The organism is Mesonia mobilis DSM 19841 (assembly GCF_000423405.1).
GTDB lineage: Bacteria > Bacteroidota > Bacteroidia > Flavobacteriales > Flavobacteriaceae > Mesonia > Mesonia mobilis.
The window spans coordinates 41,490-66,186 of record NZ_AUHX01000007.1 but is presented as its reverse complement, the minus strand read 5'-3'; the positions used below and the strand labels follow the sequence as shown (position 1 = coordinate 66,186).

25 protein-coding genes are annotated in these 24,697 nt (G+C 36.1%); 11 read left to right on the top strand and 14 right to left on the bottom strand.

The features are described 5' to 3' along the window. The 3 genes from G551_RS0107430 to G551_RS0107420 all read left to right on the top strand — a co-directional run bounded on the left by G551_RS0107430 (position 1) and on the right by G551_RS0107420 (position 4,241). The gene (locus tag G551_RS0107430; protein WP_027884972.1) at positions 1–1,551 is read left to right on the top strand and encodes a peptide MFS transporter; all 1,551 of its coding nucleotides are present in this window, start codon (positions 1–3) and stop codon (positions 1,549–1,551) included. A 15-nt stretch (positions 1,552–1,566) separates the two neighbouring features. After that, complete coding sequence (locus tag G551_RS0107425; protein ID WP_027884971.1) at positions 1,567–3,633, top strand: peptide MFS transporter; 2,067 nt, start codon at positions 1,567–1,569, stop codon at positions 3,631–3,633. Between the two features lie 68 nt (positions 3,634–3,701). Next, complete coding sequence (locus tag G551_RS0107420; RefSeq protein ID WP_027884970.1) at positions 3,702–4,241, top strand: thioredoxin family protein; 540 nt, start codon at positions 3,702–3,704, stop codon at positions 4,239–4,241. 36 nt (positions 4,242–4,277) lie between these two features. Here the strand turns inward: G551_RS0107420 and G551_RS0107415 are convergent, their stop codons facing one another. Genes G551_RS0107415 through surE form a run of 5 tightly spaced genes read right to left on the bottom strand, consistent with a single transcriptional unit; the run spans position 4,278 to position 9,036 of the window. Next, positions 4,278–6,314, bottom strand: a complete 2,037-nt coding sequence (locus G551_RS0107415; protein WP_027884969.1) for a ComEC/Rec2 family competence protein — start codon at positions 6,312–6,314, stop codon at positions 4,278–4,280. A gap of 34 nt (positions 6,315–6,348) precedes the next feature. Then, positions 6,349–6,864, bottom strand: a complete 516-nt coding sequence (locus G551_RS0107410) for a C40 family peptidase (RefSeq protein WP_027884968.1) — start codon at positions 6,862–6,864, stop codon at positions 6,349–6,351. Then, positions 6,857–7,978: a lipid-A-disaccharide synthase gene (gene lpxB / locus G551_RS0107405; RefSeq protein ID WP_027884967.1), complete on the bottom strand. Its 1,122-nt coding sequence runs from the start codon at positions 7,976–7,978 to the stop codon at positions 6,857–6,859. The genes G551_RS0107410 and lpxB overlap by 8 nt, the downstream gene beginning before the upstream one ends. 1 nt (position 7,979) lies before the next feature. Then, a complete protein-coding gene (locus G551_RS0107400) occupies positions 7,980–8,261 on the bottom strand; it encodes a hypothetical protein (RefSeq protein ID WP_027884966.1) in 282 nt (93 codons plus the stop codon). Then, complete coding sequence (gene surE / locus G551_RS0107395; protein WP_027884965.1) at positions 8,254–9,036, bottom strand: 5'/3'-nucleotidase SurE; 783 nt, start codon at positions 9,034–9,036, stop codon at positions 8,254–8,256. Before surE ends, G551_RS0107400 begins: the two co-directional genes overlap by 8 nt. A gap of 227 nt (positions 9,037–9,263) precedes the next feature. Between surE and G551_RS0107390 the strand changes: the two genes are divergently transcribed. From G551_RS0107390 to G551_RS0107380, 3 genes are read left to right on the top strand one after another with little or no spacing between them, the layout of a single operon-like run. Next, positions 9,264–11,399 (top strand): carboxy terminal-processing peptidase, encoded by a 2,136-nt coding sequence (locus tag G551_RS0107390; protein WP_084626390.1) that lies wholly within the window; start codon positions 9,264–9,266, stop codon positions 11,397–11,399. Positions 11,400–11,406: 7 nt separating this feature from the next. After that, positions 11,407–12,522, top strand: coding sequence for an ABC transporter permease (locus G551_RS0107385; RefSeq protein WP_027884963.1), 1,116 nt, complete (start codon positions 11,407–11,409; stop codon positions 12,520–12,522). Positions 12,523–12,558: 36 nt separating this feature from the next. Beyond that, positions 12,559–12,948, top strand: coding sequence for an HIT family protein (locus tag G551_RS0107380; protein WP_027884962.1), 390 nt, complete (start codon positions 12,559–12,561; stop codon positions 12,946–12,948). Between the two features lie 71 nt (positions 12,949–13,019). Here the strand turns inward: G551_RS0107380 and G551_RS0107375 are convergent, their stop codons facing one another. Together G551_RS0107375 and G551_RS0107370 are read right to left on the bottom strand one after the other, a co-directional pair. Next, positions 13,020–13,235, bottom strand: coding sequence for a hypothetical protein (locus G551_RS0107375; protein WP_027884961.1), 216 nt, complete (start codon positions 13,233–13,235; stop codon positions 13,020–13,022). Positions 13,236–13,253: 18 nt separating this feature from the next. Further along, positions 13,254–14,405, bottom strand: a complete 1,152-nt coding sequence (locus tag G551_RS0107370) for a sensor histidine kinase (RefSeq protein ID WP_027884960.1) — start codon at positions 14,403–14,405, stop codon at positions 13,254–13,256. A 113-nt stretch (positions 14,406–14,518) separates the two neighbouring features. Between G551_RS0107370 and G551_RS0107365 the strand changes: the two genes are divergently transcribed. The 3 genes from G551_RS0107365 to aat all read left to right on the top strand — a co-directional run bounded on the left by G551_RS0107365 (position 14,519) and on the right by aat (position 16,637). Continuing rightward, entirely contained in the window at positions 14,519–15,397 is an 879-nt protein-coding gene (locus G551_RS0107365; protein ID WP_027884959.1) for a flavin reductase family protein, read from the top strand. Between the two features lie 8 nt (positions 15,398–15,405). After that, positions 15,406–15,780 carry a DUF3127 domain-containing protein gene (locus G551_RS0107360; protein ID WP_027884958.1) on the top strand — a complete coding sequence of 125 codons (375 nt, stop codon included), beginning with the start codon at positions 15,406–15,408 and terminating at the stop codon, positions 15,778–15,780. 215 nt (positions 15,781–15,995) lie between these two features. Beyond that, positions 15,996–16,637, top strand: a complete 642-nt coding sequence (gene aat / locus G551_RS0107355) for a leucyl/phenylalanyl-tRNA--protein transferase (RefSeq protein WP_027884957.1) — start codon at positions 15,996–15,998, stop codon at positions 16,635–16,637. On the opposite strand, the gene G551_RS0107350 is transcribed toward aat, so the two are convergent. Then, positions 16,634–17,206, bottom strand: coding sequence for a DNA-3-methyladenine glycosylase I (locus G551_RS0107350; protein WP_027884956.1), 573 nt, complete (start codon positions 17,204–17,206; stop codon positions 16,634–16,636). The genes aat and G551_RS0107350 overlap by 4 nt on opposite strands. Positions 17,207–17,281: 75 nt before the next feature. On the opposite strand from G551_RS0107350, the gene G551_RS0107345 reads away from it, so the two are divergent. Next, the gene (locus G551_RS0107345; protein ID WP_027884955.1) at positions 17,282–17,887 is read left to right on the top strand and encodes a thioredoxin family protein; all 606 of its coding nucleotides are present in this window, start codon (positions 17,282–17,284) and stop codon (positions 17,885–17,887) included. Here the strand turns inward: G551_RS0107345 and truB are convergent. The 6 genes from truB to G551_RS0107310 all read right to left on the bottom strand — a co-directional run bounded on the left by truB (position 17,884) and on the right by G551_RS0107310 (position 21,532). After that, positions 17,884–18,597, bottom strand: a complete 714-nt coding sequence (gene truB, locus G551_RS0107340; protein ID WP_027884954.1) for a tRNA pseudouridine(55) synthase TruB — start codon at positions 18,595–18,597, stop codon at positions 17,884–17,886. The two genes, G551_RS0107345 and truB, sit on opposite strands and share 4 nt — an antisense overlap. A gap of 442 nt (positions 18,598–19,039) precedes the next feature. Then, positions 19,040–19,828 (bottom strand): undecaprenyl-diphosphate phosphatase, encoded by a 789-nt coding sequence (locus G551_RS0107330; protein ID WP_027884953.1) that lies wholly within the window; start codon positions 19,826–19,828, stop codon positions 19,040–19,042. Then, on the bottom strand, positions 19,828–20,088 hold the full coding sequence (locus G551_RS0107325) for a DUF3098 domain-containing protein (RefSeq protein WP_027884952.1): 261 nt from the start codon (positions 20,086–20,088) through the stop codon (positions 19,828–19,830). Before G551_RS0107325 ends, G551_RS0107330 begins: the two co-directional genes overlap by 1 nt. A 17-nt stretch (positions 20,089–20,105) precedes the next feature. Continuing rightward, positions 20,106–20,429, bottom strand: coding sequence for a type II toxin-antitoxin system RelE/ParE family toxin (locus G551_RS0107320; protein ID WP_027884951.1), 324 nt, complete (start codon positions 20,427–20,429; stop codon positions 20,106–20,108). Beyond that, positions 20,417–20,626 carry a hypothetical protein gene (locus tag G551_RS0107315; protein WP_027884950.1) on the bottom strand — a complete coding sequence of 70 codons (210 nt, stop codon included), beginning with the start codon at positions 20,624–20,626 and terminating at the stop codon, positions 20,417–20,419. Before G551_RS0107315 ends, G551_RS0107320 begins: the two co-directional genes overlap by 13 nt. A gap of 27 nt (positions 20,627–20,653) precedes the next feature. After that, a complete protein-coding gene (locus tag G551_RS0107310; protein WP_027884949.1) occupies positions 20,654–21,532 on the bottom strand; it encodes a cell division protein FtsX in 879 nt (292 codons plus the stop codon). Positions 21,533–21,675: 143 nt separating this feature from the next. On the opposite strand from G551_RS0107310, the gene G551_RS0107305 reads away from it, so the two are divergent. Further along, positions 21,676–24,687, top strand: coding sequence for a leucine--tRNA ligase (locus G551_RS0107305; protein ID WP_027884948.1), 3,012 nt, complete (start codon positions 21,676–21,678; stop codon positions 24,685–24,687). Positions 24,688–24,697 lie beyond the last annotated feature (10 nt).

The window sequence follows — 24,697 nt, the reverse complement described above, 5'->3', positions numbered from 1 at the left end:
ATGACATCACAAACAGTACCTGCTCATAAAAGAGAGCTTTTTGGGCATCCGGTAGGACTTTATATTTTGTTTTTAACAGAAATGTGGGAGCGTTTCAGTTACTACGGAATGCGAGCCATCTTAACCCTTTATATGGTAGCAAAAACTACAGAAGCCAATCCCGGTTTAGGTTGGGATAAAGGAGAAGCTTTAGCACTTTATGGTTGGTATACGATGTTGGTTTATGTAATGTCGATCCCTGGAGGGATGATCGCCGATAAACTCATCGGTCAGAAAAAATCGGTGCTATATGGTGCAATTATTCTGTGTTTTGGTCACGGTGTTCTAGCTATTGAACAAGATTGGGCATTTTACACCGGTTTAGGTTTAGTAGTATTAGGTGTTGGTTTATTAAAACCAAATGTTTCTACTTTAGTAGGAGGTTTGTATCAAGAAGGTGATATTCGAAGAGATAAAGGTTTTAGTATATTTTATATTGGTATTAACCTCGGTTCTTTATTAGCAACCACTTCTGTAGCGATCGTAGCTAAAGAATATGGTTGGCATTACGGTTTTGGTTTAGCCGGTATTGCAATGTTAATTGGTCTTGTGGTTTATATTTGGGGACAAAAGTTCTTAACACACGTTGGTAATCAAGCAACAGAAAAAGATCCGAACGAGGTTTCTATTCCTACCTTATATAAAGATCTTTTTAATTCTCCGGTTCAATTAGGAGTGACAGGGATTTTATTAGCATTGTCGGCTTATGGTTGGTACGAGTTAGGTTGGTCTTACGGACTTTTATTTATTTTCCTTTCAGCAATTACTGCTTTAATGATGATGATCTACAAAGATTTAGAATTAAAAGTGAATAAAGACAGATACTTAGTCTTATTGCTTTCATTTTTAATTGTGATCGTATTCTGGGGAGCATTCGAGCAAGCAGGAGGTTTAATGAATATTTATACCCAAGAAAAAACCGATCGCGTTTTATTAGGTTATGAAATTCCGGCAGCCATGTTTCAAGGTTTAAATGCAGCATTCATTATCATCTTTGCAACGATTGTAGCAGGTTTTTGGGCGAAAAGAAAACTTAAAGGTCACGAAGCTTCTTCACTATTTAAAATGGCAGTTGGTGTGATCGTTATGGGTCTTGGTTTTGTATTTATGGTATTCGCTGCGATGGAGTTTGAAAGTGAAGGTAGCTCAGCAATGTATTGGTTAGTTTTAGCCTATTTATTTCATACGTTGGGAGAACTTTGTGCTTCACCGGTAGCTTTATCATTCATTACCAAATTAGCACCGGTAAGATATGCTTCATTAATGATGGGAGTTTACTTTGCTGCAACAGGTTTAGGAAATAAAGTAGCCGGTCTATTAGGTGAAGGTTCAGAAGAAGTAGGAGAGCAAACCATTTTCTTAGGGATCACCATTTTTACCGTGATCTTCGGTTTATTGGTAATCGCGATCTTAAAACCATTGAAACGTTTAACTCACGGAGCTGAAGATAAAGAGCGAAAATTAGATAATGTTGAAGACAACGAACCCTACGAAATAGAAGAAAATATTTAATTATTAAATACATCGATGAATACAGATATAGAGAATCTTTTTAAAGATAAAGTTTTAGGGCATCCGGGAGGTTTATTTGTACTTTTCTTTACTGAAATGTGGGAACGTTTTTCATTTTATGGGATGCGCGTTCTATTGGTTAATTTCTTAACCATGGCAGCTATTGGCTACAACCCGGGTTGGGAATGGTCTGCTGAAAATGCCGGGGCACTTTTCGGTACATATGCCATGTTACTTTACATTACTCCAATTTTAGGAGGTATTATTGCCGATAAACTCACCGGTTATCGTTGGGCAGTGATTATAGGAGCAATTATAATGACCTTAGGTCACGCTTCTATGGCTTTAGAAACAGAACTTTCTTTATATGTAGGTTTAGCACTATTGGTAATCGGTACAGGTTTCTTTAAGCCGAATATTACTTCGATCATTTCAGAAATGTATAAAGGAAATGAAGAAAAGAAAGACGGTGCTTATACCATTTTTTATATGGGAGTTAATGCAGGAGCTTTCTTCGGAATGATGCTTTGTGGTTATTTAGCTGAAAAAATCGGCTGGTCATATGGTTTCGGTCTTGCAGGAATCTTTATGTTTTTAGGAACATTACAATTTTGGTTCTCAGGAAACCTATTTGGAAAAATTGGAGCGAAGCCAGAAAAGACAAAAGAGGTAATTCAAGAGAGTGAACAAGATGCTGAAGTTGAAAAGCAAAACCCATTTACTATCTTAGATAAGGTATTAATTGTTTTGTGTTCAGCTATCGGTTTAGGTTACGCTATCAACGACCCGATGTCAAAAATTGCAGGATTAGATATTTTTTCAGCATTTGAAATAGGCGGATTAGAGGGTCAATATGTAGCTGTGCTTTTTGGTTTATTTTTATTCTTAATATTGGTAATTGGTCGAATTTTACGCTATACTCCAGTGGTTCGAGACCGAATGTTCGCCTTTATCATCTTTGCTTTTTTTACCGTATTCTTCTGGTTGTCGTTCGAGCAAGGGGCATCTTCTTTAGTGCTATTCGCCAGAGATAACGTAGATCGTGCTTTAACTGGAAATTCAGCGATTATTTATAACATCGTTAATACGCTATTAACCGTAATTCCATTAATAATTATTTCTTGGGTTTTATTTTTACTATGGAAGAAAACCTTCAAAAAAATACCGGGTTCAAATATTGTATTGGTGATTTGCTTCTTATTTATGTGGGTTTTAGTAGGCTGGATGATTCAGCGAGATTTCAATACTGTAGCTTACGATGTTACTTATCAAGCGATAGAAACAACTAGTCAAGATGAAGAAGGAAATGATGTTGTTGCCTATCAAGCAATTTCAGATCAAACGATTGTTCAAGATGGAGTAAATGTTGTAGATCGAAAAGTTTCTATTGCAGAACCCCTTAGTTTCAAAGTTGGTGATACGGTGAATATCATCACCAAGAATAATGAAGAAACGGCATTTGGTTATTTAGATGAAAGCCGAATGGAGTTAGCCGTCGCTAATGCAGAAAAACTAGAAAAGAATGATAACCGAATTATTAAAGCAACCGTTACAGAAGTAAAAGACAATCAAGTAGAAATCACGGTTTCTTGGTTTAGTATATTAAATTCATTCTTTATCATTGTTTTTGCCTCCTTATTCTCAAAATGGTGGGAGAGCAAATACAATCCTTCCGCCGCAACAAAATATGCCTTAGGACTTATTATTATGGCAATTGGTTTCGGCTTGTTAGCTTGGGGTTCTAATGGTGTTTCAGGAACTATGAAGGTGAGTATGATCTGGTTAATTTTAGCATACTTATTCCATACCTTGGGTGAATTATGTCTATCTCCAGTGGGACTCTCGTATGTAAGTAAATTAGTCCCAGCGAGAATGATTGCACTTATGTTCGGTATGTGGTATTTAGCTATTGCTATAGGTAACAAATTAGCAGCTGTTTTAGGAGGTCAAATTGAAAACATTACCAAAGAATATAACTTATCAACTTTCTTTTTAATTTTTACCATTGTGCCGGCGGTAGCAGGTATTTTAGTATTCTTGCTAAATCCTGTACTTAAAAAACTAATGCACGGCGTTCGATAATAAAGTTAAAGTTTAAATCGTTGATTAATAAAGAACTGGCTTTGAGCGGTTTTTGAAATCTTTTAAATATGAAAAAAAGTTTATTTACCATAGTCTTCCTAATAGCGACACTAACTGTTAGCGCTCAGGAAATTGAGTGGATGAGTATGAATGAAGCTTTGGCTGCACAAAAAAAGGAGCCAAAGAAAATTTTTATGGATGTGTACACGACTTGGTGCGGTCCTTGCAAGTTATTAGATAAGAACACTTTTCATAACGAAGATGTGGTTGAGTTTATCAATGAAAACTTTTACGCTGTAAAGTTTGATGCTGAAGGTACCGAAGAGATCGATTATCAAGATTTTGTTTATACCAATCCTAACCACGATCCCGATCGTAAAGGTAGAAACGCTCAGCATTTATTTGCTCATGCGCTAAAAGTTTCAGGATACCCGAGTATGGTGTTTTTCGATGAAAAATCTGACGTTATTGCGCCGATTACCGGTTATCACACCCCAAAAGATCTAGAGATCTATTTAAAAATGATCGCTAACGACGATTACAAAGACTTAACGACCGCCGAAGCTTGGAAAGAATACGAAGCCAACTTCGAAGGTTCGTTTGAATAATATAAAAATTTTGATGTTGAAAATGTGCTAAGATGTTCAATAATCAATGATGAAAGCTCCCTTTTTGCCTGTGAAGTGAAAAGGGACTTTCTTTTTTATACACGTTTCTTTCCAGCGTTTTACGTACGAAAAATAATTACTACCATCGACAATAATTTGCTGAGGTTTTAGACTTTCAAGTACACGGTCTAAATTTATTTTTGGGGAATTAGTCAGCAAAATATAGTCAGCTTTCACGTTTTTAGGGATCTTGTAAACTCCTAAACTATCGATCACCAATAAGTTTTTAGTTTCATTAATTCCATAGAAATTTTTCTGCGGAAGTTTTTTCATGTCTTTAATCGCTAATTCAGTTTTAAAATTCTCTAGGAACTTTAGCTTTTGAATTTTAGTGGTGTTTTTTGCATAAACATTTAATTGATATCCAGATTTTTCAGCTAAAACGGTCGTTCTACTTTGATGAAGAATGTAGAATTTATTTTGTTTATGAACTTGATAATATTCAAAAGCATAGATCAATTGAAAGCTAAGTATTGAAATTAAAATGAAGTATAATAATGCTTTCTGAAAATACTTCACGAATGCAAAAACAAAGAGGATAACGCCATAGAAAGCTAACATCATTTTTGAGGTAAAAAAGATATTTTGAAAGAGGAAACTCTCTCTATTGGCAACAAGATGAATGATCCAAAGTAGTGCGTCTAATAAACTTCCATAGAACTCATAAAGTAAAGAGAATTCAATTTGAAGTAGCGCAAAAATAATCACTAAAATCCCGATGAAAAATAATAACATTAGCCAAGGGATAATTAATAGATTAGTTACTAAAAACAAACTTGGGAATTTGTGAAAATAAAGAAAAATTAATGGTGTTACGCCTAATTGTGCGCAGAAACTTACCGTTAAAATATCGAAAAAATACCTGCCGCCTCTGTTTTTAATATAGAAGCGTTTCTTGATAAGCGGTTGAAAGCTAATAATCCCCAAAACTGCTAAATAGCTCATTTGAAAACCTACAGAAAAGATCAAATAAGCATCCCATAAAAGCATCAAAATAGCCGAAAGGCAAAGCATATTAAAGGTCGAAGCTTTTTTGTTGAAGATTAAACCGGCGTTAAGAAAAGAGAACATTAAAGCCGCTCGGATAACCGATGGCGAGAATCCCACCAATAACGCAAAAGCCCAAATACAAATGAGACTACATATATACGCTGCCCATTTCCCAAATTTAAATTTTCGAAGAGGTCTAAATATCAAGTTCAGGAATATGAGAATAATACCAACGTGCAAACCCGAAACAGCTAAAATATGTACGACTCCCGCATTGGTAAAATCATTGTAAATATCTTTGCTCAATTCTTTTTTCTGACCTAAAAGTAGAGCCGAAGTCAAGTCGATTTGATCTTTACTCAAACCGCTTTTATTTAATTGCTCGATAATTTGTTTTCGAGCTCTTTCGGCAAATTGTTGAAATGAAAATTCTTCAACTTTAAGAACTTTTATCCCCTTTGAATTACTTCGAGCTTGTTTAAAGATCTTTCGTTTTTTAAGGTAATCCTGATAGTTAAATTGATAAGGATTCAGCGGAGCAAATACATCGGTCAGTTTTTCTTTCAGCAATAAATGATCGCCAACGGCTAATTCTTGTTTGCTAGTATCTCGTTGTATCGAAAATAAAACTTCACCTTCAACAGATTTTTGTTGAAGTGTTTTCAACTCTAAAACATAGTTGTTGTAGTAACGGTTTGGTTTGAGCTTTTCTAAAATTTCACCTTCAATAAATACATCTTCTTCTAAATTTTGATGAATGTAATGATGATTTCTATTTTCTATCCGCTGAAATTGCGTTGTCGCAAAACCCACAGTAACAATAGTAAGACCGGTAATTATCGTGTGTGAAAATTGAGGAAGTAATTTAGTTTTTCCGTAGCAATAGCTCGTGGTGAAAATGAAAAAGCAAATGCATAACACGATAGCGGTTTTATTTAGTGAAATCCAATACTGAAATCCTAAAACAATACCGATAATAAATAGTGGGGTAATGAATAAAAGAGGATGATTCACTAACTTCATTACCAAATAAAGTTAGTGAAAATTTATTTATAATTTACAACACCCGTTTAGCGACGACAAAAGCATCATTCCAGTAGCGTTCGTTGAGCGAAGAAACGATAACGCCACGCGAGGTGGTCGAGTGGATAAAATTCACACTTCCGGGAACAATTTCTACGACTAGACCAACATGATTGATCACGTCTTTATTTTTATTGGTCTGAAAAAATAATAAATCGCCCACATTAATTTGATTTACGTGAAGCATTTTACCCTCGTTAGCCATATAACGTGAAACTCTGGGAAGCTGAATGTTTTCACTGAGAAAAGAAACATATACAAGTCCGCTGCAATCCATTCCTTTTCTTGTTGTGCCGCCATATTTGTAGCGAGTACCTTGAAAATCTAACGCATAATCGGCAATACGAGAAGCTACAGGAGCTGGTTTTTCACGATAAGAGCTACTTTCTATTACCGGTGTGTTAGCGCGAGAACTGCTAGCAATTCTTTTTTTACTTCCGCAGGAAACTAAAGTGAAAGTGAGTACGAGAGCTAAAAGTAGTTTATTCATCGGCTTGTAAGTTTTTATAAATAAGTTGAGCGGTATTTTTGCTGGCGCCGCTTCCGCCAAGTTTCTCTTTTAAAACTTTGTAATCGCTAAATAATTGTGCTCGATGCTCAGGATTTAAAATTTTAGAAAGTTCAGCTTTAAGATTTTTCACATTAAACTCGTGCTGAATCAATTCTTTAACGACTTCTTTATCCATAATCAAATTCACCAAAGAGATATAATCGAGTTTGATCACGCGTTTGGCGATCTCGTAAGAAATTCTACTGCCTTTATAACAAACTACTTCAGGAACGTTAAATAATGCGGTTTCTAAAGTTGCTGTTCCCGAGGTGACCAAGGCTGCAGAAGAAACACTGAGCAAGTCGTAAGTTTTATTCATTATTAAAAAAACGTTGCTTTTCTTTAAAAATGGCTCGTAAAACTCTTGATCTTGGCTTGGTGCTCCGGCAATCACAAATTGATAATCTTCAAAATCTTTGGTCACTTGCAGCATGGTGCTTAGCATTTTCGAGATTTCTTGCTTTCTGCTTCCGGGAAGTAGAGCGATAATCGGTTTTGAAGATAGTTGGTGAGTTTTTGTGAATTCTTCTAAAGAAATATCGTTTCGGTTGTCGATGGCATCCAGCAACGGGTGACCTACAAAATGAACCGGAAATTGATGTTTTTTCTCGTAAAAATCTTTTTCAAACGGAAGAATCACATACATTTCATCAATATCTCTTTTAATAGCTTTAATGCGATTTTCTTTCCACGCCCAGATTTGCGGAGAAATATAGTAATGTGTTTTATAACCCTGTTGCTTTGCCCACTCGGCAATTCTAAAATTAAATCCGGGATAATCGATAAAAATAAGCACATCGGGCTGGTAAGCTTCAATATCTTTTTTACAGATCTTAATATTTTTTAGGATGGTTTTTAAGTTGAATAAAACTTCAACAAACCCCATAAATGCCAGGTCACGATAATGTTTTACCAATTCACCGCCTTGTTGTTGCATAAGGTCGCCGCCCCAAAATCTAAACTGCGCTTTTGGGTCTTCTTGTTTTAAAGCCTTCATTAAATTTGAAGCATGTAAATCTCCAGAAGCTTCACCGGCGATGAGGTAATATTTCATCTTAATTAAATTTTAGAATAGCAATTACGATCGCTGCAATTAAGGTGGCGATTAAAACCCCTCGAGAACGATAAGGTTGATTTTTCTTTAAAAACACGAAAAAAGGAAGAAAATTAGCAATCGCACCAAGTGCGATAATGCTTCCTAAAAAATCTTCTTGTTTAGCTTTTAAAATCGTTTCTTCTAATCCGTCGGGAGAAAAAAGCGTGATGTAAAGGTAGATTCCTGCTGCGTTCGCAAAAAGACCTACTAATAAACCAATAAGAATTTCTTTTTTAATCATTTAAACTCCAAGTGTTTAATTCTTTAATATAATGATGAGCCGTCAAATCGAATTGAACAGGAACGACCGAAACATAACCGTTTTCTAAAGCCCATTCGTCGGTATCTTCGCCTTCGTCTTCATTTACAAATTTACCCGTAAGCCAATAATAATCGCGGCCTTGCGGATTGGTGCGTTTATCAAACTCTTCTACCCAATGTGCTTTTGCTTGTCGGCAAATTTTAATCCCTTTAATTTGTTTTTCGGTGAGTTTCGGGAAGTTTACATTCAACACCATTCCTGTAGGCATTCCTTCTTCTAACACACGTTTAGTGATCGCTTTTACAAATTTTGTAGTCGGCTCAAAATCAGCCGTAAGTGAATAGTCTAATAGCGAGAAACCAATAGCGGGTATTCCTTCTGTTCCTGCTTCAACCGCAGCACTCATCGTTCCAGAGTAAATCACGTTGATCGACGAGTTCGAGCCGTGGTTAATACCGCTCACACAAAGATCTGGCTTTCTTTTTAGAATCTCTTGTGTTGCGATTTTTACACAATCTGCCGGCGTTCCCGAGCAAGAATATTCTTCGTGATCTTCGGTTTCTTTCAACTTCACCGGGTCGCAATATAAATTGTCGTTGATGGTGATGGCGTGACCCATTCCGCTTTGTGGGCTATCGGGAGCAACAACTACCACATCGCCCAATTCTTTCATAATACTAATTAAATGGCGAATGCCGGGAGCGGTAATTCCATCATCATTAGTTACTAAAATTAGGGGTTTCTTTTTACTCATAGCTTGTATTTTTCAACGCTAAAATAAACAATTCTCAACCAATGCCATTCAACTTCAATAATAATACAACGTAAATTGTATTATGAATCTTTTATAAGGCTAGGTTTAAAAAAAGTATTAATTTTAGGTCTTGCCAAAACGTTTAAGAAAAATGTTGCAATAAATACAGGCTTGGCACAGTTTTTAAAGAAGATTATATAGAATTGCTAATGAACTTAAATAGATTTATGAAAAGGAATTATAAAGTTTTTTTGTTAGGACTATTACTGGCGGTTGCCTCTTGTAGTTTTACCACAAAAGAGTTTGATGCCAACTCAGATAAAGATGAGGTTTTAATAGAATTAATCTCTTACGTATTAAGTAAAGGGCATTACGATCCTAAAAACATTAACGATGAGTTTTCAGGAAATGTTTATAAGAGTTATTTAACGGGAATTGATGCTAGAAAACGCTATTTTCTAAAAGAAGATATTGAAGAATTTGAGCAGTATGAAGATCAGATAGACGATCAAATTAATGCTCATAAAATCGATTTTTTCAATTTAACTTATAATAAACTTCAGCAGCGTTTAGAAGAAACCAAAGATTATTATCCTGAAATTTTAGCGAAACCTTTCAATTTTAATGATGAGGAAGAAATAGATACCGATTACGATAAAATTGATTACGCATCTTCTAAAGCTGAATTAAAAGAAAGATGGAGAAAGCAGTTGAAGTTTACAACGCTTAGTACTTTTTATGATTTAAAATCTGAAGAAGAAGCAAAAGCGGAAGAAGATGAAACTTACAAACCGAAATCTGATGCAGAATTAGAAAAAGAAGCAAGAGAAACCACTAAAAGTTCGTTAGACGAATTTTACGATCTTAATGAAGATTTAGAGCGTAAAGATTGGTTTAGCATTTATGTAAATTCTATTGTAGAAGAATTTGATCCGCATACATTCTATTTTGCGCCTAGAGATAAAGAACGTTTCGATATTCAGATGTCGGGAAGTTTAGAAGGTATCGGGGCGAGACTTCAGAAAAAAATGGATAACATTAAAGTTGTTGAAATTATTTCTGGTGGCCCGGCTTGGAGAAGCGAAGAATTAGAAGTAGGAGATCTAATTCAGAAAGTAAAACAAGAAGACGAGAAAGAACCGGTAAATATTATCGGAATGCCAATTGACGATGCAGTCGATCTAATTAAAGGCCCAAAAGGAACAAAAGTGACCTTAACCGTAAAAAAGGTTGATGGTACCGTTGAAGATATTACGTTAGAAAGAGACATTGTAGAGATTGAAGAAACCTATGCAAAAAGTGCGATGGTCAATAAAAACGATCGTAACTACGGTTTAATTAATTTACCTCGTTTTTATTTCGATATGGAAGATGCTAAAAACAGAACAGCAGCTTCAGATATTAAAAAGGAAATTATCGAATTGAAAAAAGAAAAAATGGACGGTTTAGTGATCGATCTTAGAAATAACGGTGGTGGTTCTCTAGCCACAGTGATCGATATTGCCGGTTTATTTATCGAAGAAGGTCCAGTGGTTCAGGTAAAATCAGGAACTGGAGAACGTGAAGTTCTAACCGACAATGATGATGATATTCTATGGGACGGTCCGTTAGTGATTTTGGTGAACGAACTTTCTGCTTCAGCTTCAGAAATTTTAGCGGCAGCGATGCAAGATTACAAACGTGCTATTATTATTGGTAGTAAGCAAACTTACGGTAAAGGAACGGTTCAAAACGTGATCGACCTTAACCGTTGGATGAAGAATAGTGATCTTGGAGATATGGGAGCCTTAAAAGTAACCACGCAAAAGTTTTACCGAGTAAACGGAGGTTCTACCCAATTAGAAGGAGTAAAAAGTGATGTGGTTGTTCCAGACAGATATAGTTATATCGATATAGGTGAAAAGGATATGGAAAACCCATTACCTTGGGATCAGATCGAACCTGCAGATTATGAAGAATGGGACGGTTACATCGATTTTGATAAAACCTTAGCCAAGAGTAAAAAACGTATGGCAGAAAGTAAACAACTTCAATTGATCGATGAAAGTGCAAAATGGATCAGCGAGCAAAGAAACGAAGATGTTTACCCGTTAAACTATACAACTTACGCGCAGCAAATTAAAGAAAACGAAGAGCTGGCAAAACGCTTCGATTCGATAACCGATTATAAAACAGATCTAAGTTTTGTGTCGTTGCCTTACGAGCAAGAGATGTTCAAACAAGACACAACGCTACAAGAAAAAAGAACACGTTGGCACGAAAACTTAAGCAAAGATGTTTATGTAGAAGAAGCCGTAAACGTATTAGAAGATTTAAGTGAAGGGGTCGAAAGAAAATCTAAATTAGCGAATATTAAAAACTAATTTACGGTTGAAGAGCTCATCAAACTCATTAAGTCAATTAGCGCTCCAGAGGTTTAAAAAAAACTTCTGGGGCGTTTTCAGTTTCTGGTTTATTGTCGTTTGTTTTCTATTGGCGTTAGGTGCATACCTAATTGCTCCAGATCATTCTGAAAATGCCAACCAGATGCATCTGCCTATTCATTCAAAATCTCCGGGTTTTGAGGTAACGATGCTTAGCATTCCATCCAATCTTCAAGCTGAAGAAAAATCGTGGTTAGCGCAAGCTTTCTTCGGAAAGCAATTTTCAGGAACAGAAATCCCTATCAATTCTTTTGAATTTACCGAGGAAGAATTAAAAGTGAAAACCTATGCTGAAGGTGAAATTGAAGGATTAGAAAAGACTTATAATTTAGCTGAAACTTTCCCGGAAGCTTCTTCCGCAGAAGAAATTGAAGAACAATATATTCAACAACAAACATTTTTACTAGGCACCGACAAATACGGAAGAGACCTATTAAGTAGAATGTTGGTCGGTATTCGTATTTCACTTTCTATTGGTTTTGTAGCCGTATTTATTTCTTTAGTGATCGGGATGAGTTTAGGCGCTATTGCCGGTTATTTTGGCGGAAAGATCGATGCCGCAATTATGTGGTTAATTAATGTAACGTGGTCGATCCCAACTTTACTATTGGTCATTGCGATTACCTTAGCTTTAGGTAAAGGCTTTTGGCAAGTTTTTATTGCGGTCGGTTTAACGATGTGGGTAGAAGTTGCCAGAGTTGTACGCGGACAAGTAATGGGCGTAAAAAAAATGCAATACGTCACCGCAGCACGTGCTCTAGGTTTTGGCCATACCAGAATTATTTTAAAACATATTATTCCGAATGTATTAGCGCCATTAATCGTGATTTCTGCAGCTAATTTTGCGGCAGCGATCTTGGTAGAAAGCGGCTTGAGTTTTTTAGGGATCGGCGCACAACCACCTATGCCAAGTTGGGGTTCAATGATCAAAGATCACTACAGTTACATTATTTTAGGTAAACCTTATTTGGCAATCATTCCGGGATTGGCGATTATGAGTTTAGTAATGGCGTTTATGTTAATTGGTAACGCCTTAAGAGATGCTTTAGATGTAAAAGCGTAAATTTAGATAACAACGATTTCAAAAAAATAAAAAAATATGGCAACCATTTTCACGAAGATTATCAACGGAGAGATCCCAAGTTATAAAGTCGCAGAAACAGAAGATTTTTTTGCTTTTTTAGATATTAACCCGAATGCAAAAGGACATACGTTATGTATTCCAAAGAAAGAAGTGAATAAGATTTTTGATCTAGATGAAGAAACCTATATAGAGCTTATGAAATTCTCTAGAAAGGTAGCTCTAGCAATTAGAAAATCTGTCGAATGTAAGCGTGTTGGGATGTCTGTAATTGGTTTAGAAGTGCCGCACGTGCATGTTCATCTAATTCCGTTAAACGAAATGAAAGAAGCTACTTTTGGTTCTAAAGTGAAATTAAGTGAAGCAGAGTTTAAAGAACTTGCTGAAAAAATTTCAGCTAATTTTTAAGGGTGACACCAATAAGCTCGAAAAATTAAAGAGAACTGATGATGATTAAATAATTACAATTTTGAAAACCATTAGTTCTCTAAACGTTCAATAATATTTTTTGCTTTTAAAGCTTCAGATTTTAAAACGTACAGTTCGACATCATTATTCTGAACTCCAAACCCTGCTAGCCTTCCAAATTCAACATTATCTATAATTTTGGTTTTAATGTCATTTTCCTGTAATTCAAAAGCGACTCTATTCACGATGATCGAGCTATCGGTAAGTATTTTAATATAATCATCCATCAGTTTTAAAATTTATAGTTAGACCAACTTTTTAAGTTTTACTTCGAAGGTAGTGCCTTTGCCTACTTCACTTTTTAAAACTCTAATTTTACCGTCGTGATATTCTTCAATAATTCGTTTAGCTAACGAGAGCCCAAGACCCCAACCACGTTTTTTAGAAGTATATCCTGGTTTAAAAATTTTCTTGAATTTTGTTTTCGGGATTCCTTTTCCGGTATCGGAAATCAAAATATGAACCCATTTGGCGTCTTGTGTAATTTCAACATCGAGATTTCCTTTTCCTTTTAATGCATCGATGGCATTTTTTACAATATTTTCGATCGTCCAGCTAAATAGTTGTTTGTTGAGGTTTACTTGAATTTTTTCATCAGGAAGTTTCAACGAAAAATTGATCAGCTTAGAACTTCTGGCTTTTAAATATTCGTAAGAATCTTTGGTTTCTTCAACAATATCGGTCGGTTCAAGGTTAGGGAGCGAGCCAATTTTAGAAAAACGATCGGTAATGGTTTGCAGACGAACAATGTCTTTTTCCATTTCTTCTACATAAGTAGGATCGACGTTTTCTTGTTTCAGAATTTCTGTCCAACCCACAAGTGATGAAAGCGGCGTCCCGATTTGGTGAGCAGTTTCTTTCGCCATTCCTGCCCAAAGTAAACTCTGGTCGTGCGATTTTGAGGTTGAATAAAAATAATACAACATCGCGAGGTAAAGAATCACTATAAAAACAATCCCAATTGGGAAATATTTTAGCTTATTGATCAAGCTAGAATTCCCGTAGTAAAGCGTTCCGAAAACTTCATTTTCATAAACAATTTCAATAGGTTGGTAGTCCGAAGCGAACGAGGCGGCTAAAGCTTTGATCTTTTCATCATCATCGGCATTTTTGCGAGCAATATTACGAGTCTCATAAAAATCTTCCTTTTTATGGTAAATGATCATCGGAGTAGTGGTGTTTTTCGAGATCACTTCCAGCTCGATCGGGATATCTTCGTTAAGATCGCTATTTAAAACTTCAGAATAAGCTTTTACCCAAATTTCCATTTTCTCGCGCTCTTCTTTTTTGAGGCGATTAAAAAATATAGAAACATTCCACAAAAAAATACTCACAATGGCGATGGAAGAAACCGTAATAAACCATCGAGTAAAGCGATGCTCGTCAGAAAATATCATAAATTATAGATCACTAAGAATTTTAAATATAATGGTTTTTCTGTTGAATTATTGTTTTCACACAGTTTTAAATTCCTCTTTGTAAATGTTACCTTTGTCAAAATTTCGAGTTCATGTTAACGATCGATCCTAAAGATATTGCTACCCAGAAACTTTATGGTTTAATGGTGAGTACTGTTGGTCCCAGACCAATCGCTTTTGCAAGTACAGTGAATGCTGAAGGAAAGCCAAATTTGGCACCCTTTAGTTTTTTCAATATGATGAGTGCTAACCCGCCAATACTGGTGTTTTCGCCGGTATTAAAAATTAGCGATAAGTCGAGCAAACACACGCTACAAAATGTTGAGCAAAACAAAGAAGTAGTAATAAATGTGGTAAATTACGACATTGTACAGCAAATGTCGTTAGCAAGTACGGCGTATGCAGAAGGTGTAAATGAATTTGAAAAAGCCGGACTCACGATGCAAGATGCTGAGATGGTAAAACCATTTCGAGTAAAAGAATCGCCGGTTCAATTTGAATGCAAAGTAACGCAAATCGTAACCTTAGGTGAAGAAGGCGGAGCGGGACATTTAGTTTGTTGTGAAGTGCTAAAAATGCATATTGCAGATGAGGTTTTAGATGAAAATAATAAGATCGATCAATTTAAACTCGATCAAGTTTCGAGAATGGGTGGTAATCTTTATTCGAGAGCAAATAAAGGTATTTTTGAGATCCCAAAACCAATTTCATCGATGGGAATGGGTGTTGATGCTTTACCCGAAAGCATTAGAAAAAGTAGTATTTTAACCGGAAACGATCTAGGAAAATTAGGAACCTTAGAAGCAGCTCCCGAAGAAAAAGAAGTAGAAGAATTTCTTAGCGAGAATAAATTAAAAGAATATGTTAGCGAAAGCTCTTTAGAAAAAATTCACGCGATTGCGCAAGAATATTTAAAAAAGGAAGAAGTGCTTAACGCTTGGAAAATATTATTGGCAAAAAGTAAGAATTAAATATTATTATGGAAGTACAAGGAAGAATTAAAATGATCGACGAGACTAAAACCTACGGAAGCAATGGTTTTAGAAAAAGAGAAGTGGTAGTTACGACAGAAGAACAATACCCGCAACATATTTTAGTTGAATTTATTCAAGATAAATGCGATTTGTTGAATAACTTTAATGTTGGGCAACCTGTAAAAATAGGCATTAACTTACGCGGAAGAGAATGGACGAACCCACAGGGAGAGACCAAATATTTTAACTCTATCCAAGGTTGGAGAATTGAAAATTTACAACCGGCTGCACCACAAGGAGGAAATACGCCACCACCGGCAGATCATTTTGAGCCGGCACAAGATTTTAACGAAGAAGATCACGACGATTTACCGTTCTAAAACCTAAATTGCTTTACTGAATAACAAGCGAAAATCCGACCCTAAGGTCGGATTTTCATATAGTGGTTTTAAGTTAACCCTTCAAAAACAAATTCAAAAAAAGCAATGATGAACAAAATTTATCTCAAAAGGTTGCTTCAAATATCGTTAAAATATTGACAATAAACAATCAATTTCATATTTATATTGTTATCAAATCATTATTTATCAATTAGATGCACGTTTTAGGTAAAGAAATTATTTTCCCGCCCGTAGAAAATTCAGACGTTGACGGACTTTTAGCTGTGGGTGGCGATTTGTCTCCAGAACGATTATTATTAGCTTATCGATCTGGTATTTTTCCTTGGTACGAAAAAGATCAGCCAATTTTGTGGTGGAGTCCGGATCCTCGAATGGTTTTATTTCCGAAGCATTTAAAAGTGTCTAAAAGTATGCGACAGCTTTTTAAAAAAGAAGCTTTTAAGGTGACTTATAATCAAGATTTTGAAGCGGTGATTCAAAATTGTGCCGCGGTAAAACGAGAAGGGCAAAACGGTACCTGGATCACCGATGAAATGATTTCGGCTTACATTCAACTTCACAAGCAAGGTTTTGCAACCTCTGTAGAGGTTTGGGAAGATAATGAATTGGTCGGCGGTTTATACGGAATATTCCTGAAAGAAAAGCAGATTTTCTGCGGTGAAAGTATGTTTACCAAAGTAAGCAATGCCTCTAAGTATGGTTTTATTTCTTTAGTCAAAAAATTAAAAAATGAAGGTATAAAGTTAATCGATTGCCAAGTTTATACGCCGCATTTAGAAAGTTTAGGCGCTTACGAAATTCATCGAGAAGAATTTCTCACCTATTTGAAGAGTTAGAGCTTTTTTACTTCTTCATATCTAAAACAAGAAACTTCGTGGTCGTTTACCATTCCGGTGGCTTGCATATGAGCGTAAACTACGGTTGAACCCACAAATTTGAATCCGCGTTTTTTTAGATCTTTACTCAAACGGTCACTAATTTCTGTGGTTGCCGGAGCTTCTTTAAAATTTTCAATTTCGTTTTGGATTGGTTTTCCGTCTACAAAACTCCAAATGTAATCGCTAAAACTACCAAACTCTTTCTGTAAGTTCATAAAAAGTTGCGCGTTGGTAACTGTTGCTCTTACTTTTAGTTTATTTCTAATAATGCCTTCGTTTTGTAAAAGCTCCTGAATTTTATCTTCAGAATATTCAGCAATTTTTCGATAATCAAAATCGTCAAAAGCTTCTCGAAAATTCTCTCGTTTGCGTAAGATCGTGATCCAGCTTAAACCGGCCTGAAATGTCTCTAAAATTAGAAATTCAAAAATGGTTTTGTCATCATAAACAGGAACGCCCCATTCTTTGTCGTGGTAAGCCTCATAAAGCGCATCACCTTCACACCAGCCGCATCTTTTTTTCTGCATTTTTTTCTGAGATTTAGTAACAAAAGTAACCTAAAAATTAATAGGTCTGTGTTAGCTTTGTAGAAAACTAAACGCATGAAAACTTCTGAAACTTTTCAACTCATCGAAGAAAGCCTAAAAGCTTCTTACACGTATGCTGAATACGTAAAATTAATGGAAGATCTATTAGCTGAAGAAAAATCTACCGCACCACAGCAAGACGAGAATCTTACCGAATATTCGAAGTTGAATTTACGCCGAATGAAGCGCTGGGAAAAAACCTTAAAAATATCTACCGAAGCGGAAGCCAAAATAAAAGCTTATGACGGTAAAATGATCTGGTTGGTAATTTCTGAAGGTTGGTGTGGCGATGCGGCGCATAGTTTGCCAGTTATTCATCAATTAGCAGACTTAAACCCAAATATCGAAATGCGTGTGGTTTTGCGCGATCAGCATGAAGATCTGATGAATCAGTTTTTAACCAACGGCGGTAAATCGATCCCGAAGTTAATCATGTATGATGTTAATCAAAAAGAAGTGATTGCAGATTGGGGCCCAAGACCAACTATCGCAACACAAATGGTTGAAGATTACAAAGCCAAACATGGTAAATTAGATCCTGAATTTAAAGAGCAATTACAACTTTGGTATAATAAAAATCGAGGTCAAAATATTATCGACGATTTGCTGAAACTATTTTAGTCTTTTTGCTTACGTTCCGGCAAAGTTTCAATAAAAGTATCGATCGTAAAAGCATTTTCAACGTTAAAATCGCCAATTTTGGTACGACGTAACGCCGATAAATGTGCACCGCTTTCTACTGCTTTACCAAAATCGTGTGCCAAACTTCTAATGTAAGTTCCTTTGCTGCAAGAGACTTTAAAATCTACGTTAGGTAAATCAATATTGGTCAATTCAAAAGAAGAAATGTTGACGGTTCTTGAGTTGATTTTTACTTCTTCACCTTTTCGAGCATATTCGTAAAGGCGTTTCCCGTCTTTCTTTAAAGCTGAAAATACCGGCGGAAATTGTTCAATATCTCCTTTAAATTGTTCTGTAGCTTGCTGAAGTTTTTCTGCAGAAAGATGCTCGGTCGGGAAGGTGTTGTCAATCTCTGTTTCTAAATCGTAAGAAGGCGTTGTGGCGCCAAGTGTAAATGTGCCTGTGTATTCTTTTTCTTGCCCCTGTAACTCCTGAATTTTCTTAGTGAATTTACCCGTGCAAATAATCAATAATCCCGTTGCTAACGGATCTAACGTGCCGGCGTGACCGACTTTTATTTTCTTGATCCCACAGTTTTTTCTTATCAACCAACGCACTTTATTTACCACTTGAAAGGAAGTCCATTCTAGGGGTTTGTCGAATAATAAAATTTGTCCGTTTTTAAAATCTTCAGCAGTAAACGAGTTCATAGAATTTTCATTTTCGCCCCAAAGATGAACTTTTCAACGCTATTTACAAAACAAATTCATTTTTGTAACTTTAGGTAATTCTTAAAATAGTTCAGATGAAAGAGTTATTTCAAAATAAACACAAATTGTTATGGGGAATTTTTCTTGTCGATATTGCTCTCGGAATTCTAATTTGGACCGCAGTAGAAACCGGAGTTTTATAAAATGTATAGGTTGAAATTAATATTTTAAAAATTCTTGAAAGAAAAATATGCTTCTTGCTATGCTAAACTTATTTCAGCATCTAATCAATATTATCTGTTCGTCATTCCAGACTTGATCCGGAATCTCATGCGGTATAGAAAAGCGTTAATTATGAGATATGATTCTGAATCAACACTTCGACTCCGCTCATGACGGGAAGTGTTATTCAGAATTTAAAAGATTCCTGCCTGCGCAAGAATTAAGAATAACTCACTACGATCGCAATCACGCCAACGATCAAGCAATAAATAGCAAAATAGCTTAGCTTGCTTTTTCTTACTAAAGAAATCATCCAAGTACACGCAAAAAGGCCTGAGACAAATGCAGCGATAAAACCAACAATAAGTCCGGTGCTATTGCCAGTATGGGTAAGTTCGCCGTCAAGAAGATCTTTAGCAATTTTTCCTAAAATTAACGGAACGACCATTAAAAATGAAAAACGAGCCGCTTTAGTTTTGTCATTCCCCAATAAAACCGAGGTTGAAATCGTAGAGCCACTTCTAGAAATACCCGGTAATAAAGCAATGGCTTGCGCAACACCGATTACAAACGCATTGGAATAGCTTACCGGTTTTCCGGTGTTTTTAGCTTTATCGGCGAGCCAAAGTAAAAGCGCCGTAATAATGAGCATAAAACCAACGAGTAAAACGCTGCCTCCAAATAATTGTTCAAGTTGCTCTTCAAATAAAACGCCCACGATCGCAGCAGGAATCATGGAAATAATGATCTTTAAAGAGAATTGTGTTTGTTCGTTCCATTTAAATTGAAGTAAGCCGCGTAAAATTTCCCAAATGTCTTTTCTAAAAATGACGATGGTACTTAAAGCAGTTGCAAAATGCATCACTACGGTAAACATCAGGGATTCTTCAGGAATACTGTTGTCTCCTAAAATGGCTTTTCCTAATTCTAAATGTCCGCTAGAAGAGACCGGAAGAAATTCGGTTAATCCTTGAATAATCCCAAGAATTAGAGCGTCTAGAACATCCATTATTTTTTCTTCGGATTTAGCAGGATCGCGTAAACTTCAATCCCAAAACCGAGTAAAACTAGCATGGGAGCAAGTCTAATTCTTCGCCAACTGTAAATCTCCGGATTAAAAACTTCGGGATCATCACTACCACCGCCGGTCATCAATAAAAATCCAAGCGCGATTACGGCTATCCCGATTAACATCACTTGGTAATTTTTCTTTTCGAAAATAAAGTAAGGTTCCGGCTTTTGTTCTTGTTTACGTTTTTGTTCTCCCATAGTGATCGCAAAAGTAATTATTTATTTTTAGTTGGGTTTTGTCTAGTATCAAAAACTCGAATTATGTAAATATATTGCTCACCGATACGGTAAGTTATTTTACAATTATGAGAAATTAATTTTCGGTATTTTCTTTTTAGATGTGCAAAACTTTCATCGATAGCACCAATTTTAGAAAATTTTCCGTTAGGTTTTTCAAGAATTTCAGTACTCTTTCTAATTTCAGTTAGTAGTTGAAGCGCTTTTTCTTTTCCGTAAAAATCAATATAAGATTGAGCCGTTTTTTCTAAATCTTTCGTGGCTCGAGTAGTCCAAACGACAGGTTTTGTTACTTCATCCAACTCTCAATCATTTTCTGAACTTCATCTTGGCTATGTACTTTGCCGGCTTTAATATCTTTTTCGCCTTCAAGAATCATTTGATCTTGTTCTAATTGCTGTAAATAGCTTTTTGCAATTCTATAGAAGTTCTTAACAAACTTATCGTTGCCAGAATCTATGATTGAATGCAATTCTTTTTTGATTTCAAAAGTTTCCATAAGACTCTTTTTTATAAAGATAATACTTTAATAATAAAGCTCGTCGGTTTGTAGATTTAAGAAACGTTGTGTGGCAAAGAAAGTACTTATCCAGCTAATGATAATTCCGATCAAGAAAACTGCTGCAAAAAGGGCAATCAATAAATTTCTGTCGGCTAGTAAATTAAGCTCCGGGAAGCTTTGGTTTACATAATAAAGTACAGCCGCCATTCCGCCTAATGCTAAAATGGCTCCAATCACCCCTAAGCGAACACTTTTCCAAATAAATGGTCGGCGAATAAAACCTTTGGTAGCACCTACCATTTGCATAGTTTTTATAGTGAAACGTTTAGAATATACCGAAAGTCGAATAGAACTATTGATCAGCAACACGGCAATAAATAAGAAAATACCGCTAACCACTAAAATCCAAAAGCTAATGCGTTTTACATTATCGTTAAGTAAAGCAATTAAGGGTTTGTCGTAAACCACGTCGTCGACAAAATCTTTTTGAGAAAGATCACGAGAAATTTCTGCGATTTGCGTTTCAGATACATAATCGGCATTAAAAAAAACATCGATCGAATTTTGAAGCGGATTATAGCCTAGAAAATCCATAAAATTTTCACCAATCTCTTCACTGTGCTGTTTGGCAGCATCTTCTTTAGAAATAAAGCGGGTACTTTTGGTGTAATCTGCCAAGGCTAAACTTTTCTCAAGCTGATCGATCTCTACTTCTTTCGCGGTATCTTTTAAAAATACGGTAAGCGCAATTTGTTCTTTAAAGTGATCGGCAACTTTTTTCGTGTTCAATACTAAAATTCCTAAAATGCCTAATAAAAATAGGACTAAAGAAATACTGATCACGACTGAAAAGTAAGACGAGATCAATCGTCTTTTCTGATATCTTTCAAAAGAAGAACTCATATATACCGCACATGTTTTTTGTAAAAATAAAAAAGTAAATTAAACGCTCGTCTTTAAAACGTCTAAACTTTTCATTTTCGTACATTAATGGTACTTTTGCCCTTCAAAAAATTCAGCATTCGTAACCGCGAAAATATTTAAAAATGAGCTACAACTTTAACGAGATCGAAGCCAAATGGCAAAAACATTGGGCAGAACACCAAACTTTTAAAGCTACCAATCACAGTGATAAAGAGAAATTTTATGTGCTGGATATGTTTCCGTATCCATCGGGAGCAGGTTTGCACGTGGGGCATCCGTTAGGGTATATTGCGAGCGACATTTACGCGCGTTTTAAAAGACATCAAGGCTTTAATGTGTTGCATCCGCAAGGTTACGATTCGTTTGGTTTGCCTGCAGAGCAGTACGCGATACAAACCGGGCAACATCCGGCGATTACGACCAAAACTAATATTGCACGTTACCGTGAGCAATTAGATAAAATAGGTTTTTCGTTCGATTGGAGCCGAGAAGTAAGAACCAGCAATCCTGATTATTACCAATGGACGCAGTGGATCTTCATTCAGCTTTTTGAAAGTTGGTACGATGTAGCAGAAGGCAAAGCAAAACCAATTTCAACCTTAGTTGAACTTTTTGCTGCGGAAGGAAATGCTCAGGTAAAAGCGGCTTGCGATGAGGATGTTACTGAATTTTCTGCGGAAGCCTGGAATGCATTTTCAGAGAAAGAACAAGAAGAAATTCTTTTAAAATATAGATTAACCTACCTAGCGGAAACAGAAGTGAATTGGTGTCCACAATTAGGTACGGTGTTAGCGAACGACGAGATCGTGAATGGCGTTTCAGAACGTGGCGGTTATCCGGTAGTTCGTAAAAAAATGAAACAATGGAGTATGCGAATTTCTGCCTATGCAGAACGTTTGCTTCAAGGTTTAAATGATATCGATTGGACCGATAGTCTAAAAGAAAGCCAACGCAACTGGATCGGAAAATCGGTAGGAGCGTCGGTAACTTTTAACGTGAACGATCATCAAGATACAATTGAAGTATTCACCACGCGACCTGATACTATTTTCGGAGTAACGTTTATGACCTTAGCTCCAGAGCACGAATTGGTTTCAAAAATTACCACGCCTGAGCAAAAAGAAGCGGTGGAAGCTTATGTTGAAGCGACTGCCAAACGTAGCGAGCGTGAAAGAATGGCCGATGTAAAAACCATTTCGGGAGTATTTACCGGTGCTTACGCCGAGCATCCGTTTACCAAAGAACCGGTACCAATTTGGATTGGTGATTATGTGTTAGCAAGCTACGGAACCGGAGCAGTAATGGCCGTGCCTTGTGGAGATCAGCGTGATTTCGATTTTGCGAAACATTTCGATATTCCGATCAAAAATATTTTTAAAGACGTCGATATTACCGAAGCTGCACACGCCGATAAAGAAGGAACCGTGATCGCAAATTCAGATTTCTTAAACGATCTTCCGTATAAAAAAGCTTTAAAACGAGCGATTTTTGAATTAGAACAAATCGGTCAAGGTAAAGGGAAAACCAATTACCGTTTGCGCGACGCGGTATTTAGTCGCCAACGTTACTGGGGAGAACCTTTCCCGGTGTATTACGTTAACGGAATGCCGAAAATGATCGACGCTGCTCATTTGCCAATTCAATTACCGGAAGTTGAAAAATACCTTCCTACTGAAGAAGGTGAGCCGCCATTAGGTCGTGCCGATGTTTGGGCTTGGGATGCAGAAAAGAACCAAGTCGTAAGCAACGAGTTGATCGATGATAAAACTGTATTTCCTTTAGAACTGAATACAATGCCGGGTTGGGCAGGAAGCTCTTGGTATTTCTTCCGTTATATGGAAGATGAAAAACGCGATGAGGTTTTCGCTTCACCAGAAGCTTTAAACTATTGGCAAAATGTCGATTTATATATTGGCGGTAGCGAGCACGCCACAGGGCATTTATTATACGCGCGTTTCTGGACTAAATTCTTAAAAGATCGTGGTTTTGCTCCCGTAGAAGAACCTTTTAAAAAGCTCATCAACCAAGGAATGATTTTGGGAGATAGTGCTTTTGTTTATAGAGTTGAATATTCTATAGATTCTGTATTGACTCCAGATGATTATAATAAGGAGTTTTATGACTTTGAAAGAGATTTAGAGAAAAAATTACCTGTTGTTTTTATTTCATCGGAGATTAAAAATGATTTTGATATTGAAAATTTTGTAAATGAAAAATTTCAAAATTTAATTTCAGATGATTGGAAAAATGGAGTTCTGAAATTTTTAAATGTAAATGAAAGTAGAGTTTATTTGAAATTTCAACACATAACCCCAATTCATGCGGACGTTTCTCTAGTTAATACTTCAAATGAATTAGATATTGAAGATTTTAAAAACTGGCGAGCAGAATTTAAAGATGCTGAATTTATTACCGAAGAAAACGGAAAATATATCGTAGGTCGCGAAGTCGAAAAAATGTCGAAATCAAAATTCAACGTGGTGAATCCCGATGATATTTGCGTAGATTATGGTGCCGACACACTTCGTATGTACGAAATGTTCTTAGGTCCGTTAGAACAAGCTAAACCTTGGAACACTGCCGGAATCACCGGTGTACACAACTTCCTTAAAAAATTATGGAAGCTTTACCACAACAACGAAGAATTTGCGGTGACCGATGCTGAGCCAAGCAAAGATTCTTTAAAGACGTTACATAAAACCATCAAAAAAGTTACCGAAGATATTGAGAACTTCAGTTTTAATACTTCTGTTTCTACGTTTATGATCTGTGTAAATGAGTTGACTTCCCAAAAATGTACTTCAAAAGCGATTCTAGAACCCTTGGCGGTTTTAATTTCGCCTTACGCGCCACATATTGCTGAAGAATTATGGAGCAAGTTAGGAAATGAAGGCAGCGTTGCGTTCGCCGCTTACCCGAAATTTGAAGAAAAACATTTAAAAGAAAGCTCTAAAACCTATCCGGTTTCTTTCAACGGGAAAATGCGTTTCACGATAGATTTATCACTAGATCTATCAAAAGACGAATTAGAAGAAATCGTTATGAACGACGAGCGCACCAAAAAACAATTAGACGGAGCAACCCCTAAAAAAGTGATCATTGTTCCGGGTAAAATTATAAATATTGTAAAATAACCCTATAATT